This window comes from Maritimibacter sp., from assembly GCF_016774595.1.
Taxonomy (GTDB): Bacteria; Pseudomonadota; Alphaproteobacteria; order Rhodobacterales; family Rhodobacteraceae; genus Maritimibacter; species Maritimibacter alkaliphilus.
This window is the reverse complement of sequence record NZ_JACBWT010000001.1, coordinates 651,103-676,138: the sequence shown is the minus strand read 5'-3', so window position 1 is coordinate 676,138 and position 25,036 is coordinate 651,103. Positions and strand designations below refer to the sequence as shown.

Here is a 25,036-nt window from a genome sequence, read left to right as displayed (position 1 = left end):
ATGCCTGCATATCTGAACGCAATCGGAACGGCGGTGCCGGCCCATGATGTCCATGCGCCGTATCTCGAAATCGCGCCCTACTTCCTGACCTCCGAGACGGATCGCAAGAGCTTCGCCAAGATGGCGCGGCGTGCAGGCATCAACCATCGCTATTCGACGCTGGAGCCTGCGGACCCGTCGCGATGGACCGACCGCTACGACGCCGAGGGGTTCTACCGCCCCGGCGCGTTCCCTTCGACGGGCGCGCGCATGAAGCGGTATTCGCGCGAAGCCCCGGCCCTTGTCGACGGCGCCATCGCCGATCTGGCGGGGCAGGCCGGTCCCGACTGGGCCGAGGGGCTGACGCATCTGGTCATCTGCACCTGCACCGGGTTCTCGGCGCCGGGGATCGATCACCACATGGTCAACGCGCATGGCGTGCCCTCGACGGTCGAGCGCACGCTGATCGGCTTCATGGGCTGCAACGCCGCGATCAACGGCTACAAGACCGCGCGCCACATCGTGACGGCGGACCCGACCGCCAAGGTTCTTGTCCTCAACATCGAGCTTTGCGGGCTGCACTTTCAGGAAAACGCCCCGCTCCAGACCGCGCTCATGTTCATGCTCTTCGCCGACGGGGCCGCCGCCGCGCTGGTCAGCGCGGAGCCCACGGGGTTCAAACTCGAAGCGTTCCGCTCCGACATGCTGCCTGACAGCGAAGGCCACATCACATGGGACATCGGCGACAACGGGTTCGATATGTGGCTGTCCGGCCGGGTGCCGCGCACGATTTTCAAGAACCTGCCGGGTCACTTCGAAACGCTCGCGGCGGACGCGGGCGGGCGCGACATCGACCTGTGGGCGATCCATCCCGGCGGGCGCACGATCATCGACGCGGTCGAGGCGGCGCTGGACCTGTCCGCCGATGACGTCGCTTATTCGCGCGGCGTGCTGAATGACTTCGGCAACATGTCCTCGGCGACGCTTCCTTTCGTTCTCAGCCGGATGCTGGCCGAGCCGCGCTCGGGCCGCACAGGGGTCGCCATCGGCTTTGGCCCCGGCGTCAGCGTCGAAAGCATGGTGTTCTCGGAGGCCGAGGGATGACGGACGCAGGCTTCGTGCTGCCCGGACGCATCCACGAAGAGGAGTTGATGGATACCGAGGCGGTGCCGCAGACGGACCTCGCCCGCTGCCTGCGTGACCTGTCCCGCGTCAATGCCCTGAGTATGGGCTATCGTCCGACCCTGCACTGGCTGGACCGCGCCGTTGCCGGGCGGGATCGCGTCACCATCGTCGACATCGGCTGCGGGTATGGCGACATGCTTCGGCAGGTCGAACGCTGGGCCGCGCGGCGCGGGGTCGAAGTTGATCTGCTGGGCATCGACTTGAACCCGACGACCATCCGGATCGCCTCCGAGGCCACGCCCGACACGTCGAATATCCGGTGGGAAGTGATGAACCTTTTCGACATGCCAAAGGACCGGCGCCCGGACATCGTCATCAGCTCTCTCTTCGCGCACCATCTGGGCGATGCCGAACTTCTCGATTTCGTGCGCTGGCTGGATCGGAACTGCCGGGTCGGCTGGTTCATCAACGATTTGCACCGTCACTGGATTTCCGCATGGGGTCTGACGCTCATCTTCGCGGTCTGGCCGGTTCACCGCTTCGTGCGCAACGACGGCCCGGTTTCGGTGCGTCGTGCGTTCGTCCGTGACGATCTCAACCGCGTGGCCGAGGCTGCGGGGCTGCCGTCCGACGGTCTCACGCTCCGGTGGTGGTTCCCGTTCCGCTTCGGCTTCGGCCGCCAGACGGGAGGGGCTGGGCCATCGTAGAGTTCGTGGTGATCGGCGGCGGCCTTGCCGGTGCGGCGACCGCGACCCACCTCGCACGTGCAGGCCGCGAGGTCATCCTGCTGGAACGCGACCGAACGCCCAGCCACAAGGTCTGCGGCGAGTTTCTGGGGCAGTTGGCCTGCGGCGAGCTGGAACGCTTCGGCGTCGATCTCGCCGCGCTCGGGGCCGTGCCGATCGCTCGAACACGGCTTTTTGCGGGTCGGGCCAAGGCCGAGGCGCCGTTGCCCTTTCGGGCGGCGGGCCTGTCGCGCGCAACGCTCGACCCCCATCTGCGCACCCTTGCCGCCGGGGCGGGGGTGGACCTTCGCACCGGCGTTCGCGCTACGGGTGTCACCCCGGGGGCGGTCGAGATCGAAGGCGGCGCATCCATCGCCGCCGACCATGTGATCGTCGCCACAGGCAAGCATGAGGTGCGCGGTGTCCTGCGCCGAACCGTGGCCAAGGCGAAGGATTCCAAGATCGGGATCAAGGAGCATCTGCGGCTGACCGGCGAGCAAAGCGATGCCCTCGGCCCAGCGGTCGAACTCCACTTCATCCCCGGCGGTTATGCCGGGCTGATGCCCGTCGGGGCCGGGGCCGCGAACCTGAGCATCGCCATGGAAACCGGGGTCTGGCGTGAACACGGGCTGACCCCTGCAAGCTATCTCGATTGGCTCCGGTCCGTGTCGCCGTCCCTTGCGCTGCGGCTCGACGGGGCCACACGCCTTTTCGAACGGCCCCTGATGGTCAGCGGCGTGCCCTATGGTTTTCGCCTGTGGAGGGCCAAACCGGACCTGCCGGGGATCTGGCGTGTGGGCGATCAGGCGATGGTGACACCCTCTCTGACAGGCGAGGGCATGTCGCTTGCCCTCGGAACCGCCAAATGCCTTGCCGATTGTCTGCTGAACGGCGCCTCGACCAGCGACTATCGCGCGGAGCTGAAACGGAGGTTCGGCAGGCAGATCGCGGTGGCTCGCGCCTTCGATGTCGTCCTGCAACGCGAGGCGCTGCATCCGCCGATCGTGGGCGGGCTGGCGCAGTGGCCCACGTTGCTGAGTGCCGGGGCCAAGTGGTCGCGTGGCGGCTGACAAACCCGCTTTCATGGGCGCGTGCTTATTCAAGAGCACCTACGACGCGGCCAAAGATTATGAGCCAGTCTCATAATTCTGTGTAGATTTATGAATTTGAATGCGCGTGGCCGGTCGCGTACACCGCCCACAAGAAAGCAGGACACCTATGCGCGCATTCAACATTCCGCCCACGGACACCGAGGCGGCCCTGAAACGGGCGGCCCGCGAACGTATTCTCGTTCTCGACGGTGCGATGGGCACGCAGATACAATCGCTCGGCCTCGATGAAGACGCCTTTCTGGGGCATGGCGGGCATAGCTGCGCCTATCACTCGGACCATCCGCAGAAGGGCAACAACGACCTTCTGATCCTGACCCAACCGGACGAGATCGAGCGGATTCACTACGATTTCGCCATGGCCGGTGCCGATATCGTCGAGACGAACACGTTTTCGTCCACGACCATCGCGCAGGCCGATTACGCGATGGAAGAGGCGGTTCACGACCTGAACGCCCAAGGTGCGCGGATCGCACGCCGTGCGATGGATCGTGCAACCGCTGAGGACGGCAAGCCGCGCTGGGTGGCGGGGGCGGTGGGGCCGACGAACCGCACCGCGTCGATCAGCCCGGACGTGAACGACCCCGGCTACCGCGCCGTGACCTTCGACGATCTGCGCCGCGCTTATGGCCAGCAGATCCGGGGGCTGATCGCGGGCGGGGCCGACCTGATCCTGATCGAAACCATCTTCGACACGCTCAACGCAAAGGCGGCGATCTTCGCCTGTTTCGAGGCCTTTGCCGAGCATGGCAAACGCCTGCCCGTGATGATCTCGGGCACGATCACCGACGCTTCGGGGCGCACCCTGTCGGGCCAGACGCCCACCGCCTTCTGGCATTCCGTGCGCCACGCGCGGCCCTTCACCGTGGGCCTCAACTGCGCGCTCGGCGCCAACGCGATGCGCCCGCACCTCAAGGAATTGTCCGACGTGGCCGACGCGCTCATCTGTGCCTATCCCAACGCCGGGCTGCCCAATGCCTTCGGCGAGTATGACGAGGGGCCGGACGACACCGCGCCGCAGGTCGAGGAATTCGCCCGCGAGGGCCTCGTGAACGTCGTCGGTGGCTGTTGCGGCACCACCCCGGACCACATCCGCGCCATTGCCGAAGCCGTCGCCAAGTACGAACCGCGCAAATTGCCGAGCTACACCGATGCCTGAACCGCTTCTCCGCCTCTCCGGTCTCGAACCCTTCGTCCTGACGAAAGACATTCCTTTCGTGAACGTGGGCGAACGCACGAACGTCACCGGGTCGGCCAAGTTCCGTAAGCTCATCACCAACCGTGATTACGCGACCGCCCTCGACGTCGCGCGCGATCAGGTCGAGAACGGCGCGCAGATCATCGACGTGAACATGGACGAGGGGCTGATCGACTCGAAACAGGCGATGATCGAGTTTCTGAACCTGATCGCCGCCGAGCCCGACATCGCCCGGGTGCCGATCATGATCGACAGTTCCAAGTGGGAAGTGATCGAGGCCGGGCTGCAATGCGTGCAGGGCAAGCCGGTGGTGAATTCCATCTCGCTCAAAGAGGGCGAGGAGGCGTTCATCGAACAGGCGAGCCTGTGTCTGGCCTATGGGGCCGCCGTGGTCGTCATGGCCTTCGACGAGGACGGGCAGGCCGACACCTTCGCGCGCAAGACCGAGATTTGCGCGCGCGCCTACAAGGTGCTGACCGAAATCGTGGGCTTCCCGCCCGAAGACATCATCTTCGACCCCAACATCTTCGCCGTGGCGACGGGGATCGAAGAGCACGACAACTACGGCGTCGACTTCATCGAGGCCGCGCGCTGGATCAGGCAGAACCTGCCGCATTGCCATGTGTCCGGCGGCGTCTCGAACCTTTCGTTCAGCTTCCGCGGGAACGAGCCGGTGCGCGAAGCGATGCACGCCGTGTTCCTCTACCACGCGATCCATGCGGGGATGGACATGGGGATCGTCAACGCGGGTCAGCTTGCCGTTTACGACCAGATCGACCCCGACCTGCGCGAGGCCTGCGAGGACGTGGTCCTTAACCGCACACCCGCAAACGGCGGCAGCCCGACCGAGAACTTGCTGGACCTCGCAGAACGCTTCAAGGGCGCGGGGCGCGAAGAGAAAAAGCGCGACCTGAAATGGCGCGAGTGGCCGGTGGAAAAGCGGCTGGAACATGCGCTCGTCAACGGCATCACCGAATTCGTGGACGAAGACACCGAGGCCGCGCGCCTTGCCGCCGAAAAGCCGCTCGACGTGATCGAAGGGCCGCTCATGGCGGGGATGAACGTGGTCGGCGACCTGTTCGGCGCGGGCAAGATGTTCCTGCCGCAGGTGGTGAAATCCGCGCGCGTGATGAAACAGGCGGTCGCGGTGCTGCTTCCCTATATGGAAGCCGAGAAAGAGGGCGGGCGCGACACGGCGGGCACCATCCTCATGGCCACCGTCAAGGGCGACGTCCATGACATCGGCAAGAACATCGTCGGCGTCGTTCTGGCCTGCAACAACTACGAAATCATCGACCTGGGCGTGATGGTCCCGCCGCAGAAGATCCTTGAGGTCGCGCGCGAGCGGAAGGTCGACATCATCGGCCTGTCCGGTCTTATCACCCCGTCGCTCGACGAGATGGTTCATCTGGCCTCCGAGCTGGAGCGCGAGGGCTTCGATCTGCCGCTTCTCATCGGCGGGGCCACGACCTCCAAGGTTCATACGGCGGTGAAGATTTCGCCCCGCTATGCCCGCAGTCAGGCGATTTACGTCACCGACGCCAGCCGCGCGGTCGGCGTCGTCTCGTCGCTTCTGAGCAAGAGCCAGAAACAGCCCTATATCGACGACATCCGCAGCGAATATGCCGAGGTCGCGGAACGCCACGAGCGCAGCGAACGGGCCAAGGAACGCCTGCCGCTGGCCAAGGCGCGGGCGAATGCGAAAAAGATCGACTGGTCGGACTACAAGGTCGAAACCCCTTCGTTCTTCGGGCCGAAAGTGATCGAGAACTGGGATCTGGCCGAGATCGCGCGCTATATCGACTGGACCCCGTTCTTCCGCACGTGGGAGCTCAAGGGCGTCTATCCCCGCATTCTCGAAGACGAGAAGTATGGCGAAGCGGCGCGCGGCCTGTTTGCTGACGCGCAGGCGATGCTGCAACGGATCATCGGCGAGGACTGGTTCGCGCCGCGCGCCGTGGTCGGGTTCTGGCCCGCGAACGCGGTGGGCGACGACATCCGGCTCTTCAAGGACGAGGGGCGCAAAGACGCGCTCGCCACGCTCCATACGCTTCGCCAGCAGCATTCCAAGCGCAAGGACAGCCCGAACGTGGCGCTGTCGGATTTCGTCGCGCCTGAGGGCACGCCCGATTACGTGGGCGGTTTCGTCGTGACCGCCGGGCCGGAGGAGATCGAGATCGCGGAACGGTTCGAACAGGCGGGCGACGACTATGGTTCGATCATGGTCAAGGCGCTGGCCGACCGCTACGCCGAAGCGATGGCCGAGATGCTGCATGAACGCGTGCGCAAGGATCATTGGGGCTACGGTCGTGACGAAGGGTTCGTCCCCGAAGAGCTGATCGCCGAACCCTACCGCGGCATTCGTCCCGCGCCGGGGTATCCGGCCCAGCCCGATCACACGGAAAAGCGCACCCTGTTCGCGCTGCTCGATGCCGAAGCCAATACCGGGGTCACGCTCACCGAAAGCATGGCGATGTGGCCCGGGTCGTCGGTGTCCGGCCTCTATATCGGCCACCCCGAAGCCTATTACTTCGGCGTGTCGAACATCGAACGGGATCAGGCGGCGGACTATGCCGAACGTAAGGGCATGACCCTTGCGGACGTCGAGCGTTGGCTTGCCCCGATCCTCAACTACAACCCGAACGAGGCGTCCAGCATCGCGGCGGAGTGACCCGCGCCACGGCGGTTCAGCGCGACACGAGGCCGAGCGCCACGGGGTGCACGGCCATGATACCGGACCCGCCCTGATCCAGAACCCAGAACCCGGCACCGCGCAGGGCCTTGCGGACGGCGCGACGGCTGCGTTGCGGGATCTTGCGGCCTTCGACCTGTATGTATTTCGGGGTCGGCATGTCACCCGCGTCGATCGCCGCAAGGCACGCCTCGACCGCTTCGGGATCGCGCCCGGCTGTCGCCAGCGCCACGACCTGCGGATCGTCGATCCCCGCCAGTGTCATAAGCTCGGGCCAGACCCGCGCCGGGCGGCGGGTGCGCACCCAGTCGGGCCTGCGACTTGGGAATAGGCGTTGTAACAGCCCCTCGATCCCGGTGGCAGGGTCGATCACCTCACCTAATGGCACATCGTCCGCGCGGCGCACGACCTCCAGATCGCCGTTCTCGACCGCGAAGGCCGCCTCGACGATGCGGGCGGACGGGCTTGTGATCCCGGTCTCCAGCCGCTCGATCCAGCTTTGATCGGTGACGCAGATCGCGGCTTCCGCGCTCGCCCGGTTGATGAGGTCGAGGATCGGCGCGACCGGATTGCCGATCTGAAGCACCTTCAACCCGGCGTCCGCGGACAGGATGTCGAACACCTCGTTGCGCAGGTTCCGGCCCTCGCGCGCCCGGTCCCACATATGGCTGGCGCGCAGCGCGGCGGCCAGTCGGGCGTCCGACAGGCTGCGGGCGACCTGCGGCATCGCGGCGACCGTGGGCATCTTGGTGAACTGCACCGCGATATCGTCCTCGTCGCGCAGGAAGGTGGCGAAACGGTCGTCCGACAGCTTGCGGATCAGATCGTCGGTGCGCTCCCGGTCCATTTCGTTCACGGCGTGGGAATGGATGACTTTCACCCCCATGTTCGCGCCTTTGGACTGGTTCGAAAACTCCGCCCGGAAATTGTATTCCGGCGGCAGGACGAGGAACCGGACCCGCGACCGGTAGAGCAGGCGGTTGAACGACGGCTGGTCCTGCCGCGTCACCTCCGAGGTGTCGCGGTAAGCGGCTTCCCAGGCCGCGACGAAGGCGGCGGTGTCCGGGTCGGTCAGGTTCAGGCCCAGAACGCCGCCGTTCAACCCGGTGAAGCATTCCGGCAAGGACGCATCCCAGGCCCCGACGGGCGAGCGCCGGATGGGCGCGTGGCTTGCGGCAAGGCCGAAGTCGTCGAGCGCGGCAAAGATCGAACCGACATCGCCCGCGAAGATCGTATCGGTGTCGACATAGATCACCTTGTCGTATGGCGCCGTCGCGATGGCCCTGATCTTGCCGATCCGGGTGTGGTCGTCCGGGGCGACCTCAAGCTGCCGGATGGCGTCGAAGCCATCGACCTCCACATCCGCAAGCGTGGTGGCGAGGGTCACGTGAACCTTCGGCATGACGCGTCGGAGCGAAGCGACCGACCGCTCGGCCTGCGCGAAATAGCGCGGCGCGTCCGCGTAATAGAGTATGCCTTCAGATGCCACCACCCGTCCCCCGTTGCGCCTGTTCAGGATGGCAGAACGGGCGAGGGGATCAATCCTTCGCCCCGCCGCGCCCGCCGAACCGGAGCCTGCGGACGTCACGCCCTATTGCGGATGCAGGATTTCCTCGCGTCGCGCCCGCTCGATCTGCGCGAAGTGTTCGAAGACCTGAAGCTGATCTTCATTGAACCCGTGGGAATCGATGTCGAGCGCGTTCAGCGCCTCGGCGATCCTGCCGCGCAGGGCGAGCGTGTCGGCGGCGTGAACGCAATGGAGTTTCAGAAACCACGTCAGAAAGCGGTCGCGGAATTCCGGGTCGAGCCGTTCGGCATCGGCCAGTGCTTCGCCCAGCTCGCCCAGCCGGTTGAACGACCGCGTCGCGATCTCGAAATCCGACTTGCCGAAGTTCACGACCGGCTTGCCGTGGATCAGCGCCTCGAACAGCACGCCCGAGTTGCAGCCGACGACCGCCTTCGACTGCCCGATCAACTGGTGCACCGACGCAGTCGATAGCCTCAGGTTCGCGAAATCGCGGTTCAGGTCTTCAAGCCGGTTCTCCACCGCCTGCGATTTGCACAGCGGGTGACGTTTGACGACGACTGCGGCGCCGGTGTCCGCCGCGACCTTTGCAAGCTGGGCGGCCACGTCGAGCTGGTCGAGATAGGCGAATTGCGCGACCGGGTCTTCGACCGTCTGAAGCGGAAGGAAGTAGAAGTCGCGCGGCAACTTCGCATCGCGCTCGGCCGGCTGTTCGTATTTCGACACGTTCCGGTCCAGGGCTGCCTGCCGGATGTCCGAGACGAACTTTCGCGCCTGACGTCTGGGGATCTTGCGCACCTCGTCCGCGACCGCATCCGGGTTTCGCGCGAGTGTCGAGAACCCGGAGAACCCGCGCGGGTCGGCCGTGTAATAGGGCGGCCAATAGGATTCCTTCAGCCGAAGCACGTTCCCCTCGGCGCCCTGCGAATGAAAGCTGATGACAAGCTGCCCCCGCTTCGTCGCACGCGGCGCGGCATCGGCGGCATAGGGCAGGCGGATCGGGCGAACCGTGACACACAGGTCGGCAAGCGCCACGAGGATCGAGGCATAAAGACGCTGGTGCCGCAGGCAATCCAGCGGGTTATCGAACCACGCCGCCGGAACCTCGAGCACGACATCCGCGTCTTTCATGCCCAGCCCTACCGGATTTCGCCGCGCGGAAAGACGATCCGCGACAGGATGCGGCCCGGCTTCGACGGGCTGGCGCGCATGAAGGCGATGGGATCACGTTCGAGCGCCGGGATCATCCCGGTGTTCCCGGTCAGTTTGAGCGCGGTGCGGATGATCGGCACCCAGACCTTGAAACCGCCAAGCGCGGGCGTGTTCGGATAGAGCAGCCCGATGCGGAAGGGCGTGTATTGCGCCCAGTTCTCGCGCGCGAAATCGGCAGGTTCGCGGCGGAAGGCCGGAAGGACTTCGGGCATCGCGCGTTTGACGTAAAGGGTCTCGAAGATCGGGGTAAGAAGCCAGAGCCGCCAGCCGAAATGGCCATAGTTCACCACGCGCGGCCCGGTCGCCCGTTGGGTCAGCCGATCCGGCACACCGGTGTCGACCACGTCCTCCGGCTTGGCCGCGTCATAGGCGGCCGCGACAAGGGCGAACTCCCCGGCATGCAGCGCATCGTCCTGTGCGGGCGGGCGCTGGGCCTCGCCGTCGAACAGAACCCCGTCCTCCCGCCCGAAATAGGTCCGGGCGATGGCCGCGTTCGTGTCGCGGGCGTTGCGCATAAGGGTCTCGGCAAGCTCCTCGGTCAGGAACCGCGGGCGCCCCATCTGCAACCCGCGATCCGCGCGGAATTTCTGAAACCCGGTCGTCACCGTTTCTATGAAGGTGAAATAGGCATCGCGATTGCGGAATTCCCGCGCGTTGTACATGCGCACAAGCTCGACATGGGCGGTCGACAGGCGCGCGGAGTTGGCCTGTAGCGCATCCGGCTGCGGCAGGTCGAGCAGCACGGGAAGGTCGGTCACCTTGGCGAAATCCGCAAGCAGATCGCCGCCCTCGAACGCCCGCTTGTCGAACAGGCGCACTTTGACCTTGTTCTTGCCGATCACCTCGGCCCAGCGTTCGATGTTCGCGGCATAGTCCAGTCGCGCGATCGTCTCGGGCGTGGTCAGCCATTCGGCAAAGCTTCCGTCGACGCGGCCGACCGCGCCGCCCGCAACGAACTCGGCATATTGCGCATTGGCCCATTCGTCCTGCCGCCGCAGATAGACGACCATTTCGACGTCGTAATCCGCGAAATAGTTGGCGATCTGGTAAGCGTTCTCCTGAAGAAAGAACGCCTCGCTCGACAAGACGATGGTGTGGATGCGCTCGCCCATGAGCGCGAGGCCATGTTCGATATGGGCGCGCAGGCCGGGTTCGTTGCGCACCGCGTTGCGGGTGAATTCCGAATGTCCCGCCTGTTTGTGGGGACGGACCCTTTGCCAGAACAGGCCCACCTCGGGATACCAGACGCCATCGCGCATCAGGGCGGGGCGGTTCGTCTCCATCAGGTGCTGGAGGAAGGTCGAGCCGGTCTTGGTCGCCCCGATGTGAACCACGATCCGGGGGCGCTTGCCCGGTTTCGGCGCGCGCCCGGCCTGTGTCTTGACCAGCCCGTTGCGGGCGTAGTGGTTCAGCGCGGCCTGAAGGTCGCTGTCGTCTGGCGTCTCGGGCGCCTGTCGATAGACCTCGTAAAGCTCATCCTGCGGGATCGGGCGCAGGTTGACCGCCGCGTCGAGCAGGTCGGGACGGCCCGCGCGCAGCGCCGCGATGGCAAGCTGGAAGGCCCCCGCACGATTGTGCTGCACACGCCGCTCGGTCGAGGTCGCGTCGTAATCGCCCGCCCGGAAATCGTATGACTCGAGCGTCCCGCGCACCCGGTCCAGAAAGGTCTGGAACGCGTCGCCGCCCATTTCCTGATAATAGGCATAGGGCTCGGTCAGGATCATATGGTCGATATACTGCGACATATGAAAGGCGAGGTGCGGGCGCAGGGGCGATGTCCGGTCGCGCGCGCCGTGATCGCCGAGCGCCTGAAGCGTCGTCTCGAAATTCATGAACATCCGGTCGAAGTCCTTCGGCCCCCGCTTGCGGCGCGCGGTCGAGGCAGGCCGGATGCGATAGGTCGTGGTCGGACAGGTCGTCAGGCTCAGAACACGCGCATTGGTCAGCGCCCGGACCAGAAACGCCCGCTCCTCCCACTGGGTCGTGACGAACCGCCCCTCGATCTCGTTCAGCCAGTCGCGACGGTAAAGCCACGTCCAGAAATGCCGGTTGCGTAGAATGCGCGGCGTCTCGGCATAGGTGGTGCGGTCGATCTGCTGGTCGAAATTGGCTTCCGATGCGTCAGGCCGGTCGTAGATGTATTCACCGTTCTTGGCGAAGACCGCTTCGGCCGCCTTCTTGCCCCGCACCATGTCGGAGCCGTTGGCTTCGGCCACGGCGACCAGCGTTTCCAGCGCCTCGGGGTTCGGCATCCAGTCGTCGCCGTCGATGAACCAGATGAAGTCGCCCTTGGCCTGATCGATGGCGATGTTGCGCGCAAAGCCCTGGCCCACGTTTTCGTCGAGCACGATGGGCTTGATCCGGGGATCGGCCTTGGCCAGACGGTCGATGATCGCCTGCGCGTTGTCCGGGGTCACGTCGTTGACCGGCAGGATTTCGATCTCGCGCAGCGTCTGGGCCTGCACCGAAGCGATGCAATCCTCGATATAGGCCTCGACCCCGTGGACGGGGATGATGACCGAGACCTTGGGGGGCGTGTCGAGTTCCGCCTGCGTCGGCGGAAGCGGGAACGGTCGGTGCGTTTCGATATAGTCCAGCGCATCCTCGACCTGCGAGGGCACCGCACAGCCCGGCACATGATAGATCGTGTACCAGATGTAGAAGGCGTGGAAGATGTCTTCGAGCGTCCGGGAGCGATGGCGATGCGGGATCGCCTGCCGATCATCGGTCAGACCCCAGCCGCCGTAAAAGGGCGCGCCGAAGGTCACGACCTTTTTGCCCGCGAACAGCGCCTCTAGCCCCATCTGGCTCGTGCCGACATAGACCGTGTCGACCATGTCGAAGATCGTGTAGGGGTTCACCGGATCGCGCAGGACGACGATCCGCCCGGTCGTTTCCAGATGCGTGTAGTAGCCGGACCGCTTGCCCTTTTCCCAGCTCGAATCCGGGTGCGTCTTGACGATCACCTGCGCATCCGGGTTCTCGGTCAGGGCGGCGATCAGCATCCGCTCGAAATCGCTCTCGGTCAGCTTGCCGTAAACGGTGGACGCATCTGCAAACGCCTGATCGCAGACCAGAACGGCGCGGTCGTAGCCCTCGGGAAGCGTCGGCGCCTCCATCGGCTGGGCGTTGTATTTCGAGATGCGGCGCTCGACGAGCCGGTCGATCAGGCCGCGCGCGCGCGCCCGTTCCGCGTCGCTCAGTTCGCGGTCGCTGTTCAGGCGATGGATCAGGCGGTTCGGATAATCCGCCATGAAGTAATAGGCGATATCGTCGTAGACATAGCCGAGGCAGGCGTATGAGGCGTTGCCTTCCTTGAAGGAATGCGCCCAGCTGTGCGAGGTCGCGACGAAGCCCGCCTCGAAAAAGATCGGGTCCGTGCCTTCGGGCATCGCGTCCAGCGCGCGCACACCGCCTTTGTGGGAATGTTCCGGGTCGCGGTAGATCGACCCGGAAATCAGGAAATCCCGGCTCTTGGCGAAGGCGCTGTCATCGACGCCGACCGCCGCCGGGAAAAGCCGGCGCAGGTTCGCGCCGAAAAACCGCGTCAGGTTGTCGTTGATATAGCCCACGCCGATCTTGTGCGTGCGCCGGGCGAGGACGTGTTCACGGATGTCGATGGTCGGGTCGTGGCGGACCTGTCGCTGATCCAGAAGCTCCACGAAACGGCGAAAGGCGCGGTCGTTCTGCTTCATCTTCAAAAGGCCTTCTTGACCGGCGTGTCGACCTCGGCGGTGCCCCAGACCATTTCCCAAAGCTTCAGCCGGACGATCTCGTCCCGGCTCGGTGCGGGCGCGACGGGACCGATGTCGAAGGCTTCGTAAAACATGTCCTCCCACATCGCGAAGACGACCTCGTTCGAATAGTTCCCGGCATAGCGTTCTTGTCCGGCTTCGCCCATGCGCTTGCGCAGATCGCCGTCCTCCATCAGCGGACGCAGCGCCCCGGCCAGCGAGGCGACGGGATCGACCCCATCGGCAAGCATCCCCGTCTCGCCATGCACGACCTGGGTGTTCACGCCATTGCAGGTTTCGAACCCGACCACGGGCAGGCCATGCGCCATCGCCTCACACACCGTCATCGGGAACCCTTCCAGAAAGGACGGGATCGCGAAGATGTCGGCAGCGGCGAAGAACGGGTAGGGGTCGCTCGTCTCGCCATGCAGCACGACACGGCTTCCCAGACCGAGCGAGCGGATCTGTTTCTTCAACGCGCCGGTCATCGAGCCGCCCCCGACGATGTCGAGCGTCCAGTCGGGAAAGGCGCGCGCCAGCGTCGCGAAGGCCCGGATCAGGGTATCGACGTTCTTGCGCGGGACGAGCCGCGATACGGCGAGGATCGACTTGCGGCTCCGGTCCGCGCCGGGGGTCGCCATCGTCGCGGGCGGCGCGATGGTGTTCGGAACGATCCTGATCCGGTCGTGCAGGCTTTCGTGCAGCGAGGCGCGGAACGGCTCCACCAGCAGGTGAATAAGCGTCGCGCCCGCGAACGAGATTTCGCGTTCGGCAGGGTCGAACACGTCGAGCCACTTGGGAAAGCGCGGGTCGATATGTTCGGACAGGACGATGGGCACGCCCACCTTCTGCGCGCAGCGCACGTAGCGGCAGAAGGTCCGGTTCATGTGCAGGCCGACGAGCAGGTCCAGAGACTTGGCGGCGACCGCGAGCACCATTTTGTCGTCGGCCTGTTTGTCGTCCGCTTCCGGCAGGTGCACGAGGTCGATGCCGTCGTCGAGCGGCCAGCAGGACGGTCCCTTGGCGTCGTCGAAGGTGAAGATCGTGACGTCATGTCCGCGCTGCCGCATGGCGTTCGCCATCATGTGACCGACGTTCTCGGTGCCGCCCCGGCCCTTGGTGATCCACGGAACGAAGAAGCCGATGCGCAGGCGGCGTCTGTCTTGCGTTCCGGTCTTGGCCATATGGTCCTCGTCGTCTGATGCCGCGGCGCAATAAGGATCAGTGGTCTACTGAATGAGTTCCCGCGTCAACGCGTCGTAGCGCACGAGCGCGCTGAGAACGCCGGCAAGCTCGTCGACCGGGATCATGTTCGGGCCATCCGAAGGTGCGTTGTCCGGGTCTTCGTGGGTTTCGAGGAACACGGCGGACACGCCCACCGCACAGGCCGCACGCGCGAGGATCGGCGCGAATTCGCGCTGCCCGCCCGAGGTCGTGCCTTGCCCGCCCGGCTGCTGCACCGAATGGGTCGCGTCGAACACCACCGGGTATCCGGTCTGGGCCATGATCGGCAGGCCCCGGAAATCGGTGACGAGCGTGTTGTAGCCGAACGAGGTGCCCCGGTCGCAGAGCATGATCTTTTCATTGCCGGTCGAGGCGATCTTGTCGGCCACGTTCCCCATGTCCCAAGGTGCCAAGAACTGACCCTTCTTGACGTTGATCGCCTTGCCCGTCTCGCCCGCGGCCAGAAGCAGGTCGGTCTGGCGGCACAAGAACGCAGGGATTTGCAGCACGTCGACGGCTTCGCCGACCGGGGCGCACTGGTGCGCGTCATGCACATCGGTCAGAACCGGCACGCCGAACTCGTCGCGGATTCTCGACAGGATCGTCAGACCCTCGTCCATCCCAAGGCCGCGCTTGGTCGAGATCGACGAGCGGTTCGCCTTGTCGTAGCTCGACTTGAAGATGAACTTGGCACCTGCGCTCTCGCAGGCCGCCGCGATCTTTTCGGCCATCATCCGCGCATGGTCGAGGCTTTCAAGCTGGCAGGGGCCGAGGATGAAGGCGACGGGGTTCTCGCCGCCCACGGTCAGGTCGAGGATGTCGACGGTCTTGGTCATTGTGCGATGGCCTCCAGTGCCTGTTCGATCCGGGCGGTGTCATGCGGGTTGTTGAGTTCCCAGAACACCCGCCCGCGCCCGTCCACTTCGACGCAGCGCACCGACGCGCCGTTGGCGAGGAAACGAAGCTGCTCCAACCCTTCGAGTTGCTCCAACTCGCACTCGCCCCACGCGGCATATTCCAGCAGGGTCTGGCGACGGTACGCATACACACCGACATGGTGAAACACCGGGATCGGGTCCATGTCCGCGACCTTTTTCGGGTCGAGCCACGGGATCACCTCTTTCGAGAAATACAGCGCATTGCCCGCATTGTCGCGCACGGCGGTCGTGCCGCCGACCATGCCGTTCTTGCGGTCCTCGACGAAATTCCCATAGGTTTCGCGGTCGCAGCGGATGATCGGGGTGGCCATCACCGCGTCCGGGTCGCGCTTCATCTCGTCGATCAGCGCCTCCACGAACCACGGCGGGGTGAGCGGCGCATCGCCTTGCAGGTTCACGATGAGGTCCGCATCCAGCCCGCCGTTCGTCACCGCATCCGCACAGCGCGCCGTGCCGTTCTCGCAGTCGCGCGAGGTCATGATGACGTCGGCCCCGAACCGCTTGGCCGCATCCTCGATCCGGGCGTCATCGGTGGCGACATAGACCGCATCCACACCGGGCACCGAACAGGCGGCTTCCCACGACATCTGGATCAGCGACTTGTGGCTGCCGTCCGGCTGGCGCACCGTGACCAGCGGCTTGCCGGGATAACGGGTCGACGCATAACGGGCAGGGATCAGAATGACGGTCTTCATTGGACACCCAAGCGCAAAAGGTCGTGGAGGTGGACGATCCCGATGGGCTTGCCATCCGCATCCACCACGAACAGGGCCGACACCGCGTGTTCTTCGATCTTCGACAGGGCCTGACTGACCGGCACGTCGGTCTTGGTCGTGATCGGCGTCTTGGTCATGATGTCGCGCGCGGTCTTGTCGAACAGCCCGTCGATGTTGCGGCGCACGTCGCCGTCGGTGATGATGCCAACCAGCTTGTCGCCCTCCATGATTCCGGCGGTGCCGAAGCCCTTTTCCGAAATCGTCAGCACGGCTTCCTTCATCGGCGTGTCCGGCGTCAGGATCGGCAGGCGGTCGCCGTCATGCATCACCTGACCCACTCGCATCAACTGCACGCCCAGCTTGCCACCGGGGTGGAACACGCCGAAATCGGTGGGGCTGAAGCCGCGTTTCTGCATCAGGCTCGCCGCCAGCGCATCGCCCAAGGCAAGCGTCATGGTGGTCGAGGTCATGGGGGCCAGCCGGATCGGGCAGGCCTCCGGCACTTTCGGCAGAAGAAGCTGGCATTGCGAGGCGAGCATCAGGGTCGAGCCGGGCACGGAGGAAATCCCGATGATCGGAATGTCGAACCGCTGGCAGAATTCGATCATCACCAGAAGTTCGCTGGTCTCGCCCGAGTTCGAAATTAGAAGCGCCGTGTCATGTTCTTCGATCATCCCAAGGTCGCCATGCGCGGCCTCGGTCGGATGGATGAAGAACGCGGGCGACCCGGTGGACGACAGGGTGGCCGCGATCTTGCGCCCGATATGGCCCGACTTGCCCACCCCGCCGACCACGACCTTGCCGTTCCGGTCGAGGATCAGCTGCGCGGCGGCTTCGAAATCTGCGGGCAGGCTGTCTGCAAGCGTGGTGAGCGCCGCGGCCTCGGACAAGAGAACATCGCGGGCGGTATCGATCACGGTCGTCGGCATGTTTTCCACAGTGTTTTCAGGCCGCCCCCGCGGTGGCCCGGTCGCGCGGACTCCTGTCACAATCGCCCCGTCGCGTCAACTTGGCCGCTCCCCCTGAACGGGGGTGCCGGGTCAGGCTGCGTGATGCCCGTCCAGCCCCGCGCGGATCAGCGCCGACAGCTCACCGGGGGGTGACGGCTTCTGCACGACGGGCGCGACCACGTCGCCCATCTGCTCGTCCGAAATTCCGGTATAGCCGGACATGTAGATCACCGGCACCTTCGGGGCCATCGCGCGCACGGCGGCGGCGATTTCGAAGCCGCTCATCCCCGGCATGACCACATCCGTGAGAAGCAGATCGCAAGGCCCCGCACTCCCCAACCGTTCGAGGGCTTCGGCACCCGACCGGGCGGTGGTCACGCGGTAGCCGAACCCCTCGAGCATGTCGCGCGTGATGGCGAGCAGATCGGGCTGATCGTCGACGACGAGGATGTGTTCGCCCGCACCGGGCGTGACCGGCTGATCGGTGGAGCGGCGCGGCGCGGCGCCTTCGGCACTCCCGCGCGGCAGGATCAGACGCACGGTGGTGCCGCGCCCGACCTCGGAATAGATTTTCAGAACGCCGCCGGATTGCTCGACGAAGCCATAGACCACCGACAGGCCCAGCCCGGTGCCGTCCTGCTGGCCCTTCGTGGTGAAGAACGGGTCGGTCGCGCGGCGGCGCACCTCGGCACTCATGCCCGGCCCGTCGTCGCTGACCGAAAACTCCACGAAATCGCGTGCGCCCCCGTCCGGCCCCGGACGCCCCAATTGTCGCGACGACATGCCGTCGAGCGCGCGCGCCCGGACGGTGATCGTGCTGCCATGTCCACTGGCCCGGATCGCGTCGCGGCTGTTCAGCACGAGGTTCAGGACCGCGTTTTCGAACTGCCCGTCGTCGCACTGGACCCAAAGCGGCGTTTCCGGCTCGACGATCTCGAGCCGGATCGAGGCGTCGAGCGCCGGACGAGACAGCTCCGCGACATTCGCCATCAGGGCCGCCACGTCGTGCGACCGTGGCGCGCCCGGCTGGCGGCGCGCGAAGGTCAACATCCGCCGGGTCAGATCGGCGCCGCGCCGGACCGCGTTGCGCGCCGTGTCGAGATAGCGGTTCCCGGTCTCCGACACGTCGTCGCGGGCAAGCTCGACGGCGTATTCGATGGTGCCCAGCAGGTTGTTGAAGTCATGCGCGATCCCGCCGGTCAGTTGCCCAAGTGCGTCCAGCCGCGCCGCGCGCTCGGCCTGTTGCCTGTTGCGCTCGAGCTCGCTCACATCGTCCAGCAGCACGACCGCCTGCACATCCTCGGAGGGCCGCGTGGCGATCGGCGCGCTGGACACCTTGAGATAGCGCGGCATCTCGCCATCCCCGATGATGACGAGCGCGTCGCGGATCGTCTCGCCCCGTGCAGCGCGGACGAAGGGGTTCGCGGTCCCCGTCAGGGGTTCCATGTCGTCCACGCCGCGTGTCGGGATCAGGTCGGGCCAGTCGGCACCGGCCCCGAACACCTCCGGCGGAAGGATCGCCCGCGCCCCTGCGTTGTCGGCAACGATGGAGCCGCCCTTGTCCAATCCCAGAATACCGCTCTGCGCCGTTTCCAGAATCGCGTTCAGACGCGCGTTCAGCGCCGCGATCCGACTGGTGTCGCGCGCCTTGGCCCGTTGCGACGACACGAGGGTCAGGGCGATCAGAAGGTTGCCAAGGAAGAAGGCACCGATCAGGGACACGACGAGCGCCGTGATGCGCAGACGATTGCGGTCGAGTTCCGCGCTCAGGGCGGCGTCGAATTGCAACTGGATGTCGACCAGATTGGCCACCGCGTCCTCATCCGGCAGGCGCACCGCCGCGTCGATCTCGCTCGGCGAGGCCCCGCTGGCGTGAAGCCTGTCGATCTCGTCCAGCATGGCGTGATACTCGGCCAGTGTCGCCCTCAGATCTTCGCTCTGGATCGGGACTCCGACCTCTGCGCCCAATTCGTCCAGGGCGTCGAGCAACTCCATTGCCGTCTCATAGTCGGCCCGTGCCGCTTCGCCGTAGCGCCCGACATCCGCACGCAGAACGTGGTTCTTGAAATTGTGGATGAAGCCGCCGTAACCGATGGCCCGCTCCAACCCGCCGACGATCCGCGGCACCTCGCCGGTGACCAGTTCCATGTCGGCTTCGGAGTCGAGAACGGTGCGGTAAAGCGCGATGGACCCGACCGCGAGGATCAAGACGATCAGAACCGCGACCGCGCCGGTCCAGATCTTGCGTCCGGTCGACAGCATCGTGCTGGCCGCACGCCCCCGTGTCACTGATCGTTCCCCGCCTGACGGCGCGCGAGCAGGTCGCCGATGATCCGGTTCAGCTGCTCCGGGTGGAAGGGTTTCGTCAACACCTCGTCCGCGCCAAGGCTTCCGGCGATCCTGAGCAGATGTTCCTGACCCGTGTGGCCGGTGGCACCCGACACCGCGATGATCGGAAGATCCGGCGGGGCCATGATCTCGGACTCGGGCCCCGGTCGCCGCACCCGGTTGATGAGAAGCAGGCCCCCGTCGGCCACGGGTCGCCCAAGGTCTCTCACGTAGATGTCGGTGATGAGCAGGTCGACCGCTTCGCGCGAGAGGATTTCCAGCGCCGCCGCCCCCCGTGCGACGACCGTGACCCGGTATCCGATCTTGCGCAGGCTCACCTCGAGCAGGAAGCCGAAGTCGGGGTCGTCATCCATAATCAGGATGTGAGGTTGGAAAGGGTCGACCATGTCCGGGTCTCGCGCGCCTTATTCAACCGGGGCGAGGCCCGGCCATTCATCACGCAACCCTCGCATGAAGCCCCGGGCGTGAAAAGGGGCACCGAACGCGTCGATGCCCCTGAAAAATCGTGAGTTTTAGATTACTTGGTGTGCCCGCCAAGCGTTTCGGCGAACCAGTCCGCGATCAGCGAGCGGCCGTAGGACATATTGTCGGCCCCGACATGCTCGACCCCGCCTTCGTAGGGGGTGAAGATCTTCATCTCGCGGCGCGGGCTGTTGACCAGCTGGTCGTAGCTCTGGTGCGCGTATTCCAGCCCGATCTGGCGGTCGTTCTCGCCGTGGGTAATCAGGAACGGCACCTTGATCTTCTCCATCTGGCCAGTCAGGTTCATGCCCTTGGCCTTTTCCATGAAGTCGTCCTGATCGGTCGCGTCGAACACCCACCAGACGTGGTGCCAGTAGTGCGGCACAGGGTTCTCGCCCTCGCGGCGCATCCGCTTTTCCTGCACTTCGGCCCAGTTGTGGTTGGCGCCCCAGACCGCACCCGAGGCATAGCGCGGCTCGTTCGCGACGACGCGCGGGACGTAGTAACCGCCCAGCGAAATGCCCGAGCAGCCGACGCGGGCGGCATCCACATCCGGGCGGCTTGCGGCGTATTCATAGACCGGCGTGCCCCAGCGTTCGCTGTCATAGGTGGCGTGAAGACCCTGAAGCCGGATCGATTCACCGGTGCCGGGCTGATCGACACACAAGGTCGAGATACCGCGCCGCGCCAGTTCGTGCGGCAGCCAGGTCCAGTAAAGCAGCTCCTTGTTGGAATCGAGCCCGTTCAGGAACACGACGCAGGGGCCTTCGCCTTCGATGCCCTCGCCCTTGGTGAAAAAGGCGGGGATCACCTTGTCGCCATAGGGGATCTCGACCCGCTCGCAGTTCTCGTTTCGATAGCGCGCGTATTTGGCGAAGCATTCCAGTGCCTTGGCGAAGGTTTCCTTGCGCCCCGGATGACCGTGACCCTGCATCCGTTCGGCGGTCAGCAGGTAAAGACTGGCCCGGCGCAGCTTGTCACCGGCCGAGAACAGCCGATCCTTGCCCTCGTCCTCTTCCGCCTGCGCGATCAGGTCGTTGGCTTTCTTCATCCATTCCTTCAGGAACTCCGCCGTCCCCGCGTCCTCGCCCGCTTCCGCCTTTTCAAGCAGGGGCTTCGACATATCCATGATCTCGCCAAGCTCGGCGCCGGATGCCATCGCGATCGACAGCGACAGGTTCCACACGTAGTTCGGAAAATACTCGAAAAGTGCCATGCACGTCCCTCCTCAGATGTTGGGCGGACGCTAATTAGACGAGCGACCAATGTGAAATTGAATCGGTGCACCCAAGGTATCTGTTTCGTGGATAGCGTGGATGGGAACAAACAATTTCTCCAATACCAAGCGGGATCATAGGTTGGCCGCTGACGACGAATTGGGAGGACAACCATGCGTATCATCGGACCCGATGAGATTGTGTTCGGGGTCGACGACCTCGACGCCTGCCGCGCGTTCCTGACGGACTACGGTCTTGACGAAACCGCTTGGACCGAGGGCAAGGGCGGCACGTTTTCCGCGCTCGACGCGACCTGCGTATCGGTCTGGAAACGCGACGACGCCGACCTGCCCGCCGCGCTGCCTTCGGGCAACACGCTGCGCCAGACGGTCTATGGCGTCGAAAGCGCGAATGTCATCGACGAGATCGAGGCGGAGCTGTCGACCGACCGCGAGGTGACGCGCCACCCCGACGGGTCGATCACCTGCGAGGACGACTGTGGTTTCGCCCTGAAGTTTCAGGTGACGAAGCGGATCAAGACCGATCTGGAGCCGGAACGGGTGAACAGCCCCGGCGCGGAACCCGCGCGTCTGGAAAACCAGCTTGGCACCACGCAGGACGCCGCCTGCAAGCCGCGCACCCTGTCGCACATCGTTTACTTCTCGCCGGACATCAAAAAGCACGAAGCGTTCTACATGGAACGGCTCAAGTTCGTTTTGACCGACCGCTTCACAAATGTCGGCCCGTTCCTGCGCCCGCAGGCCTGCCGCGATCACCATACGATGTTCCTGCTCGACACGCCGCCGCACATGGCGGGGCTGGAACACATCGCGTTCCATATGCAGGGGCCGACCGAATTGATGCTGGCGGGCAGCCGGATGATCCAGAAGGGCTGGGAATCCTTTTGGGGGCCGGGGCGGCATGTGTTCGGCTCGAACTGGTTCTGGTATTTCAACTGCCCGCTCATGACGCATTTCGAATTCGACGCGGACATGGACCTGCACGACGACGACTGGGAGCCGCGCTTTGTCGAAGCTGGACCGCAGACCGCGCAGGTCTTCCTCTTCGAGAACACCGAGAAGTGGTTCCCCGGTGCCCCTGGCGATTGACGACAGACCACCCGTCACCGTGACCCGCGCCCTGTGCCGGGTCGAGGATCTGCGCGATGGACATTCGCGGGGCTTCGATCCGCTGGGCGAGGGGCGGGACACCATGTTCATCGTGCGGCAGGGCGACAGGCTGGTCGCATGGCGCAACAATTGCCCGCATTACGACAATGCGCGGATGGCATGGAAGAAGGACGAATTCCTGAACGCCGACCGCGACAGGATCGTCTGCGGGGCGCATGGCGCGCTGTTCGAGATCGACAGCGGGGTGTGCGTTCAGGGGCCCTGTCTTGGCGACAGGCTGATCCCCGTCGCGCTCGACATCCGCGATGGCGAGGTCTTCCTCGCCGCACCTTACAAACACGGGATGCGCCCAAGACCGGGCCGCCCCCATAATTGACCGAGGAGGCCCAGATGGCCCGTCGCATCGTCGACCTGTCCGTTCCGCTGAAAGCGGGGATCGCCAGCGATCCGCCACCGCTCTTGCCCAAGATCACCTATCGCGACCACGCCTTCGGTGCGGCGGAATTCGCCCCGATGGCGGGGCTTGAGGCATCGGATATGCTGGGCGGGGCGGGGCCTGCGTCGGAGGATCTTCAGATCACCACCCATGTCGGCACGCATATGGATGCGCCGTGGCATTACCATCCGACCATGAACAACGGCGAACGCGCGATCACCATCGACGAGGTGCCGCTGGAGTGGTGCATGGGGCCGGGTGTGAAGCTCGATTTCCGCGGGTTGCCCGACGGCCATGTCGTCACGGCGGCCGAGGTCGAGGCGGAACTGGCCCGGATCGGCCATGACCTGCAACCGGGCGATATCGTTCTGGTGAACACCGCCGCCGGGGTGCGGTATGGCGAGGACGACTACCTCACCCGAGGCATCGGCATGGGGCGCGAGGCAACGCTTTATTTGACCTCGAAAGGCATGAAGGTCTGCGGCATCGACGCTTGGGGCTGGGACGCGCCGCTTGACTACCAGAAACAGGCGATCGCCGAGACGGGGGACAAATCGCTGTTGTGGGAGGGGCACAAGGCCGGGTCCGAGACGGTCTATTGCCACATGGAAAAACTCCACAATCTCGAAAGCTTGCCGCCCACCGGCTACACCGTCGCGGCCTTCCCGGTGAAGGTCGAAGGCGGCTCCGCTGGCTGGACCCGCTGTGTGGCGATCTTCGATGACTGAGCGGCTGGCAGGGAAACGCGCCGTCGTCACAGGGGCCGGGCGCGGCATCGGGCGACAGATCGCGGTGATGTTCGCGGGGCAGGGGGCAAAGGTGCTCGCCTGCGATATCGACGCGGATGCGCTGGGCCGGTTGGCGGGCGAACACCCCTCGATCCTGACCCATGTGGCGGACCTCACGACCGAAGACGGGGCCGGAGGGCTGGGCGAGGCGGCGGCGGAGGCCTTCGACGCTGTCGACGTTCTGGTGAATGCGGCGGCCATCGTCCGCTTCGCACCGATCCCGGACATGACACTCGCGGATTTTCACACGACGACGAAGGGCGAGATCGACACCGTTTTCCTTGTCACGCGGGCGCTTTGGCCGCAGATGCAGGCGTCAGCCGCCGCGTCGATCATCAACTTCGCCTCCGCCAACACGCACACCGCGCTCAAGGGCCTGCCCGCCATCGCGCATACCGCGGGCAAAGGTGCGGCCTATGCCATGACGCGGCAGATGGCGATGGAGGGCGGGCCGTTCGGCATCCGCGCCAATTCCATCGCGCCGGGGTTCACCGTGACCGAGGAAACCGAGCAGCATCTGGATGGCCCGCTCATGGACAACGTGCGCGCCAAACTCATGGTCGGGCGGCTGGGCACGACCACCGACATCGGTCATCTCGCGGTCTACCTCGCCTCGGACGAAAGCGGTTTTGTGACGGGCGCGGATTTTCGGATCGACGGCGGCGCGACTGCGTGGTGAGGCCAACTTGGGCTGCGTGTGACACGAAAAGGGAGCGGGGCGGGCCTAGCTTCCGTCGTGGATCAGGGTGCCACCATCCACCACGATGGTCTGCCCGGTGGTAAAAGCCCCGCCGGGCGAGGCAAGCCAGAGCGCGGTGGCCGCGATTTCCGACGGCTGACCGACACGGCGAAGCGGCGTGGCCTGCATCCGGCGCGCCATGAACTCGGCGTTCGACATAAGGCCGCGTGAGAACGGCGTTTCGATCAACCCCGGCGCGATGGCATTGGCGCGGATGTTGTCCGGTCCGTGGGCGACCGCGATGTTGCGCGCAAGCTGGGCGAGGGCGGCTTTGGTCATCGAATAGGTCGCGATCGCTTTGTTTCCCCGCACCGCCGACAGCGAAGCCATGAGGATGATCGCACCGCCGCCCGCCGCCGCCATGTCGGGAATGAGCGCGGCGGAAAGCCAGGTGGCGGCGTGAAGGTTCACGTCGAAGGCCCCCATATAGCCCGCCTCGTCGAGGTCGGAGAGGCCGGTGACCGGCCCCTCGACGCCCGCGTTCGAGACGAGGATGTCGATGGGGCCACCAAGCGCGGCCTTCGCATCACGGGCAAGCGCCTCGGCTGCGCTCCGGGTTCCAAGCACCGCGTGAATCCCGGTCGCGCCGATCCGGCCCGCCACGTCAGACACCTCCTCCGACCGGTCCCCGGCGATGACGACCCGCGCGCCCGCGGCCACGAAGGCTTCGGCAATGGCGCGCCCGATGCCTGTTGCGCCGCCGGTGACCAAAGCGCGTTTGCCGGTCAGCCCGAAAATGTCCGAGATGTTCATCGCGATCCTCCCGCAGCCCTTGTGCCAGCCGCGCA

General features: G+C 65.3%; 20 protein-coding genes. 9 read left to right on the top strand and 11 right to left on the bottom strand.

Annotation, left to right across the window (positions count from 1 at the left end):
- From HOY44_RS03405 to metH, 5 genes are all read left to right on the top strand, one after another.
- On the top strand, window positions 1–1,083 hold the full coding sequence (locus tag HOY44_RS03405) for a type III polyketide synthase (protein WP_287433049.1): 1,083 nt from the start codon (window positions 1–3) through the stop codon (window positions 1,081–1,083).
- Entirely contained in the window at window positions 1,080–1,811 is a 732-nt protein-coding gene (locus HOY44_RS03400; RefSeq protein WP_287433047.1) for a methyltransferase domain-containing protein, read from the top strand. The genes HOY44_RS03405 and HOY44_RS03400 overlap by 4 nt, the downstream gene beginning before the upstream one ends.
- An 8-nt stretch (window positions 1,812–1,819) precedes the next feature.
- Entirely contained in the window at window positions 1,820–2,899 is a 1,080-nt protein-coding gene (locus HOY44_RS03395; protein ID WP_287433045.1) for an NAD(P)/FAD-dependent oxidoreductase, read from the top strand.
- A gap of 148 nt (window positions 2,900–3,047) precedes the next feature.
- A complete protein-coding gene (locus HOY44_RS03390; RefSeq protein WP_287433043.1) occupies window positions 3,048–4,097 on the top strand; it encodes a homocysteine S-methyltransferase family protein in 1,050 nt (349 codons plus the stop codon).
- Complete coding sequence (metH, locus tag HOY44_RS03385; RefSeq protein ID WP_287433041.1) at window positions 4,090–6,807, top strand: methionine synthase; 2,718 nt, start codon at window positions 4,090–4,092, stop codon at window positions 6,805–6,807. Before HOY44_RS03390 ends, metH begins: the two co-directional genes overlap by 8 nt.
- Before the next feature lie 16 nt (window positions 6,808–6,823).
- Here metH and HOY44_RS03380 read toward each other — a convergent pair whose 3' ends face one another.
- The 10 genes from HOY44_RS03380 to HOY44_RS03335 all read right to left on the bottom strand — a co-directional run bounded on the left by HOY44_RS03380 (window position 6,824) and on the right by HOY44_RS03335 (window position 21,154).
- Window positions 6,824–8,317 (bottom strand): hypothetical protein, encoded by a 1,494-nt coding sequence (locus HOY44_RS03380; RefSeq protein ID WP_287433040.1) that lies wholly within the window; start codon window positions 8,315–8,317, stop codon window positions 6,824–6,826.
- A gap of 102 nt (window positions 8,318–8,419) precedes the next feature.
- On the bottom strand, window positions 8,420–9,484 hold the full coding sequence (locus HOY44_RS03375; protein WP_287433038.1) for a capsular polysaccharide export protein, LipB/KpsS family: 1,065 nt from the start codon (window positions 9,482–9,484) through the stop codon (window positions 8,420–8,422).
- A gap of 8 nt (window positions 9,485–9,492) precedes the next feature.
- Window positions 9,493–13,260 carry a capsular polysaccharide export protein, LipB/KpsS family gene (locus HOY44_RS03370; RefSeq protein WP_287433036.1) on the bottom strand — a complete coding sequence of 1,256 codons (3,768 nt, stop codon included), beginning with the start codon at window positions 13,258–13,260 and terminating at the stop codon, window positions 9,493–9,495.
- 2 nt (window positions 13,261–13,262) lie between these two features.
- The gene (locus HOY44_RS03365) at window positions 13,263–14,483 is read right to left on the bottom strand and encodes a glycosyltransferase (protein ID WP_287433034.1); all 1,221 of its coding nucleotides are present in this window, start codon (window positions 14,481–14,483) and stop codon (window positions 13,263–13,265) included.
- A gap of 45 nt (window positions 14,484–14,528) precedes the next feature.
- The gene (kdsA, locus tag HOY44_RS03360; RefSeq protein ID WP_287433033.1) at window positions 14,529–15,359 is read right to left on the bottom strand and encodes a 3-deoxy-8-phosphooctulonate synthase; all 831 of its coding nucleotides are present in this window, start codon (window positions 15,357–15,359) and stop codon (window positions 14,529–14,531) included.
- Entirely contained in the window at window positions 15,356–16,156 is an 801-nt protein-coding gene (locus HOY44_RS03355; RefSeq protein WP_287433031.1) for a 3-deoxy-manno-octulosonate cytidylyltransferase, read from the bottom strand. Before HOY44_RS03355 ends, kdsA begins: the two co-directional genes overlap by 4 nt.
- The gene (locus HOY44_RS03350) at window positions 16,153–17,106 is read right to left on the bottom strand and encodes a KpsF/GutQ family sugar-phosphate isomerase (RefSeq protein WP_287433029.1); all 954 of its coding nucleotides are present in this window, start codon (window positions 17,104–17,106) and stop codon (window positions 16,153–16,155) included. The genes HOY44_RS03355 and HOY44_RS03350 overlap by 4 nt, the downstream gene beginning before the upstream one ends.
- Window positions 17,107–17,217: 111 nt before the next feature.
- Window positions 17,218–19,416, bottom strand: a complete 2,199-nt coding sequence (locus HOY44_RS03345) for an ATP-binding protein (protein WP_287433027.1) — start codon at window positions 19,414–19,416, stop codon at window positions 17,218–17,220.
- Window positions 19,413–19,862 (bottom strand): response regulator, encoded by a 450-nt coding sequence (locus tag HOY44_RS03340; RefSeq protein WP_040885296.1) that lies wholly within the window; start codon window positions 19,860–19,862, stop codon window positions 19,413–19,415. The genes HOY44_RS03345 and HOY44_RS03340 overlap by 4 nt, the downstream gene beginning before the upstream one ends.
- A gap of 131 nt (window positions 19,863–19,993) precedes the next feature.
- The gene (locus HOY44_RS03335) at window positions 19,994–21,154 is read right to left on the bottom strand and encodes an alpha/beta hydrolase family protein (protein WP_287433025.1); all 1,161 of its coding nucleotides are present in this window, start codon (window positions 21,152–21,154) and stop codon (window positions 19,994–19,996) included.
- Window positions 21,155–21,328: 174 nt separating this feature from the next.
- On the opposite strand from HOY44_RS03335, the gene HOY44_RS03330 reads away from it, so the two are divergent.
- The 4 genes from HOY44_RS03330 to HOY44_RS03315 are packed head-to-tail and all read left to right on the top strand — an operon-like array spanning window position 21,329 to window position 24,188.
- On the top strand, window positions 21,329–22,264 hold the full coding sequence (locus HOY44_RS03330; RefSeq protein ID WP_008334947.1) for a VOC family protein: 936 nt from the start codon (window positions 21,329–21,331) through the stop codon (window positions 22,262–22,264).
- Window positions 22,248–22,661, top strand: a complete 414-nt coding sequence (locus HOY44_RS03325; protein ID WP_287433023.1) for a Rieske (2Fe-2S) protein — start codon at window positions 22,248–22,250, stop codon at window positions 22,659–22,661. Before HOY44_RS03330 ends, HOY44_RS03325 begins: the two co-directional genes overlap by 17 nt.
- Before the next feature lie 14 nt (window positions 22,662–22,675).
- Window positions 22,676–23,449 (top strand): cyclase family protein, encoded by a 774-nt coding sequence (locus HOY44_RS03320; protein WP_287433022.1) that lies wholly within the window; start codon window positions 22,676–22,678, stop codon window positions 23,447–23,449.
- On the top strand, window positions 23,442–24,188 hold the full coding sequence (locus tag HOY44_RS03315; protein ID WP_287433021.1) for an SDR family NAD(P)-dependent oxidoreductase: 747 nt from the start codon (window positions 23,442–23,444) through the stop codon (window positions 24,186–24,188). Before HOY44_RS03320 ends, HOY44_RS03315 begins: the two co-directional genes overlap by 8 nt.
- 45 nt (window positions 24,189–24,233) lie before the next feature.
- Here HOY44_RS03315 and HOY44_RS03310 read toward each other — a convergent pair whose 3' ends face one another.
- On the bottom strand, window positions 24,234–25,001 hold the full coding sequence (locus HOY44_RS03310) for an SDR family NAD(P)-dependent oxidoreductase (RefSeq protein ID WP_287433020.1): 768 nt from the start codon (window positions 24,999–25,001) through the stop codon (window positions 24,234–24,236).
- Between the last annotated feature and the right edge of the window lie 35 nt (window positions 25,002–25,036).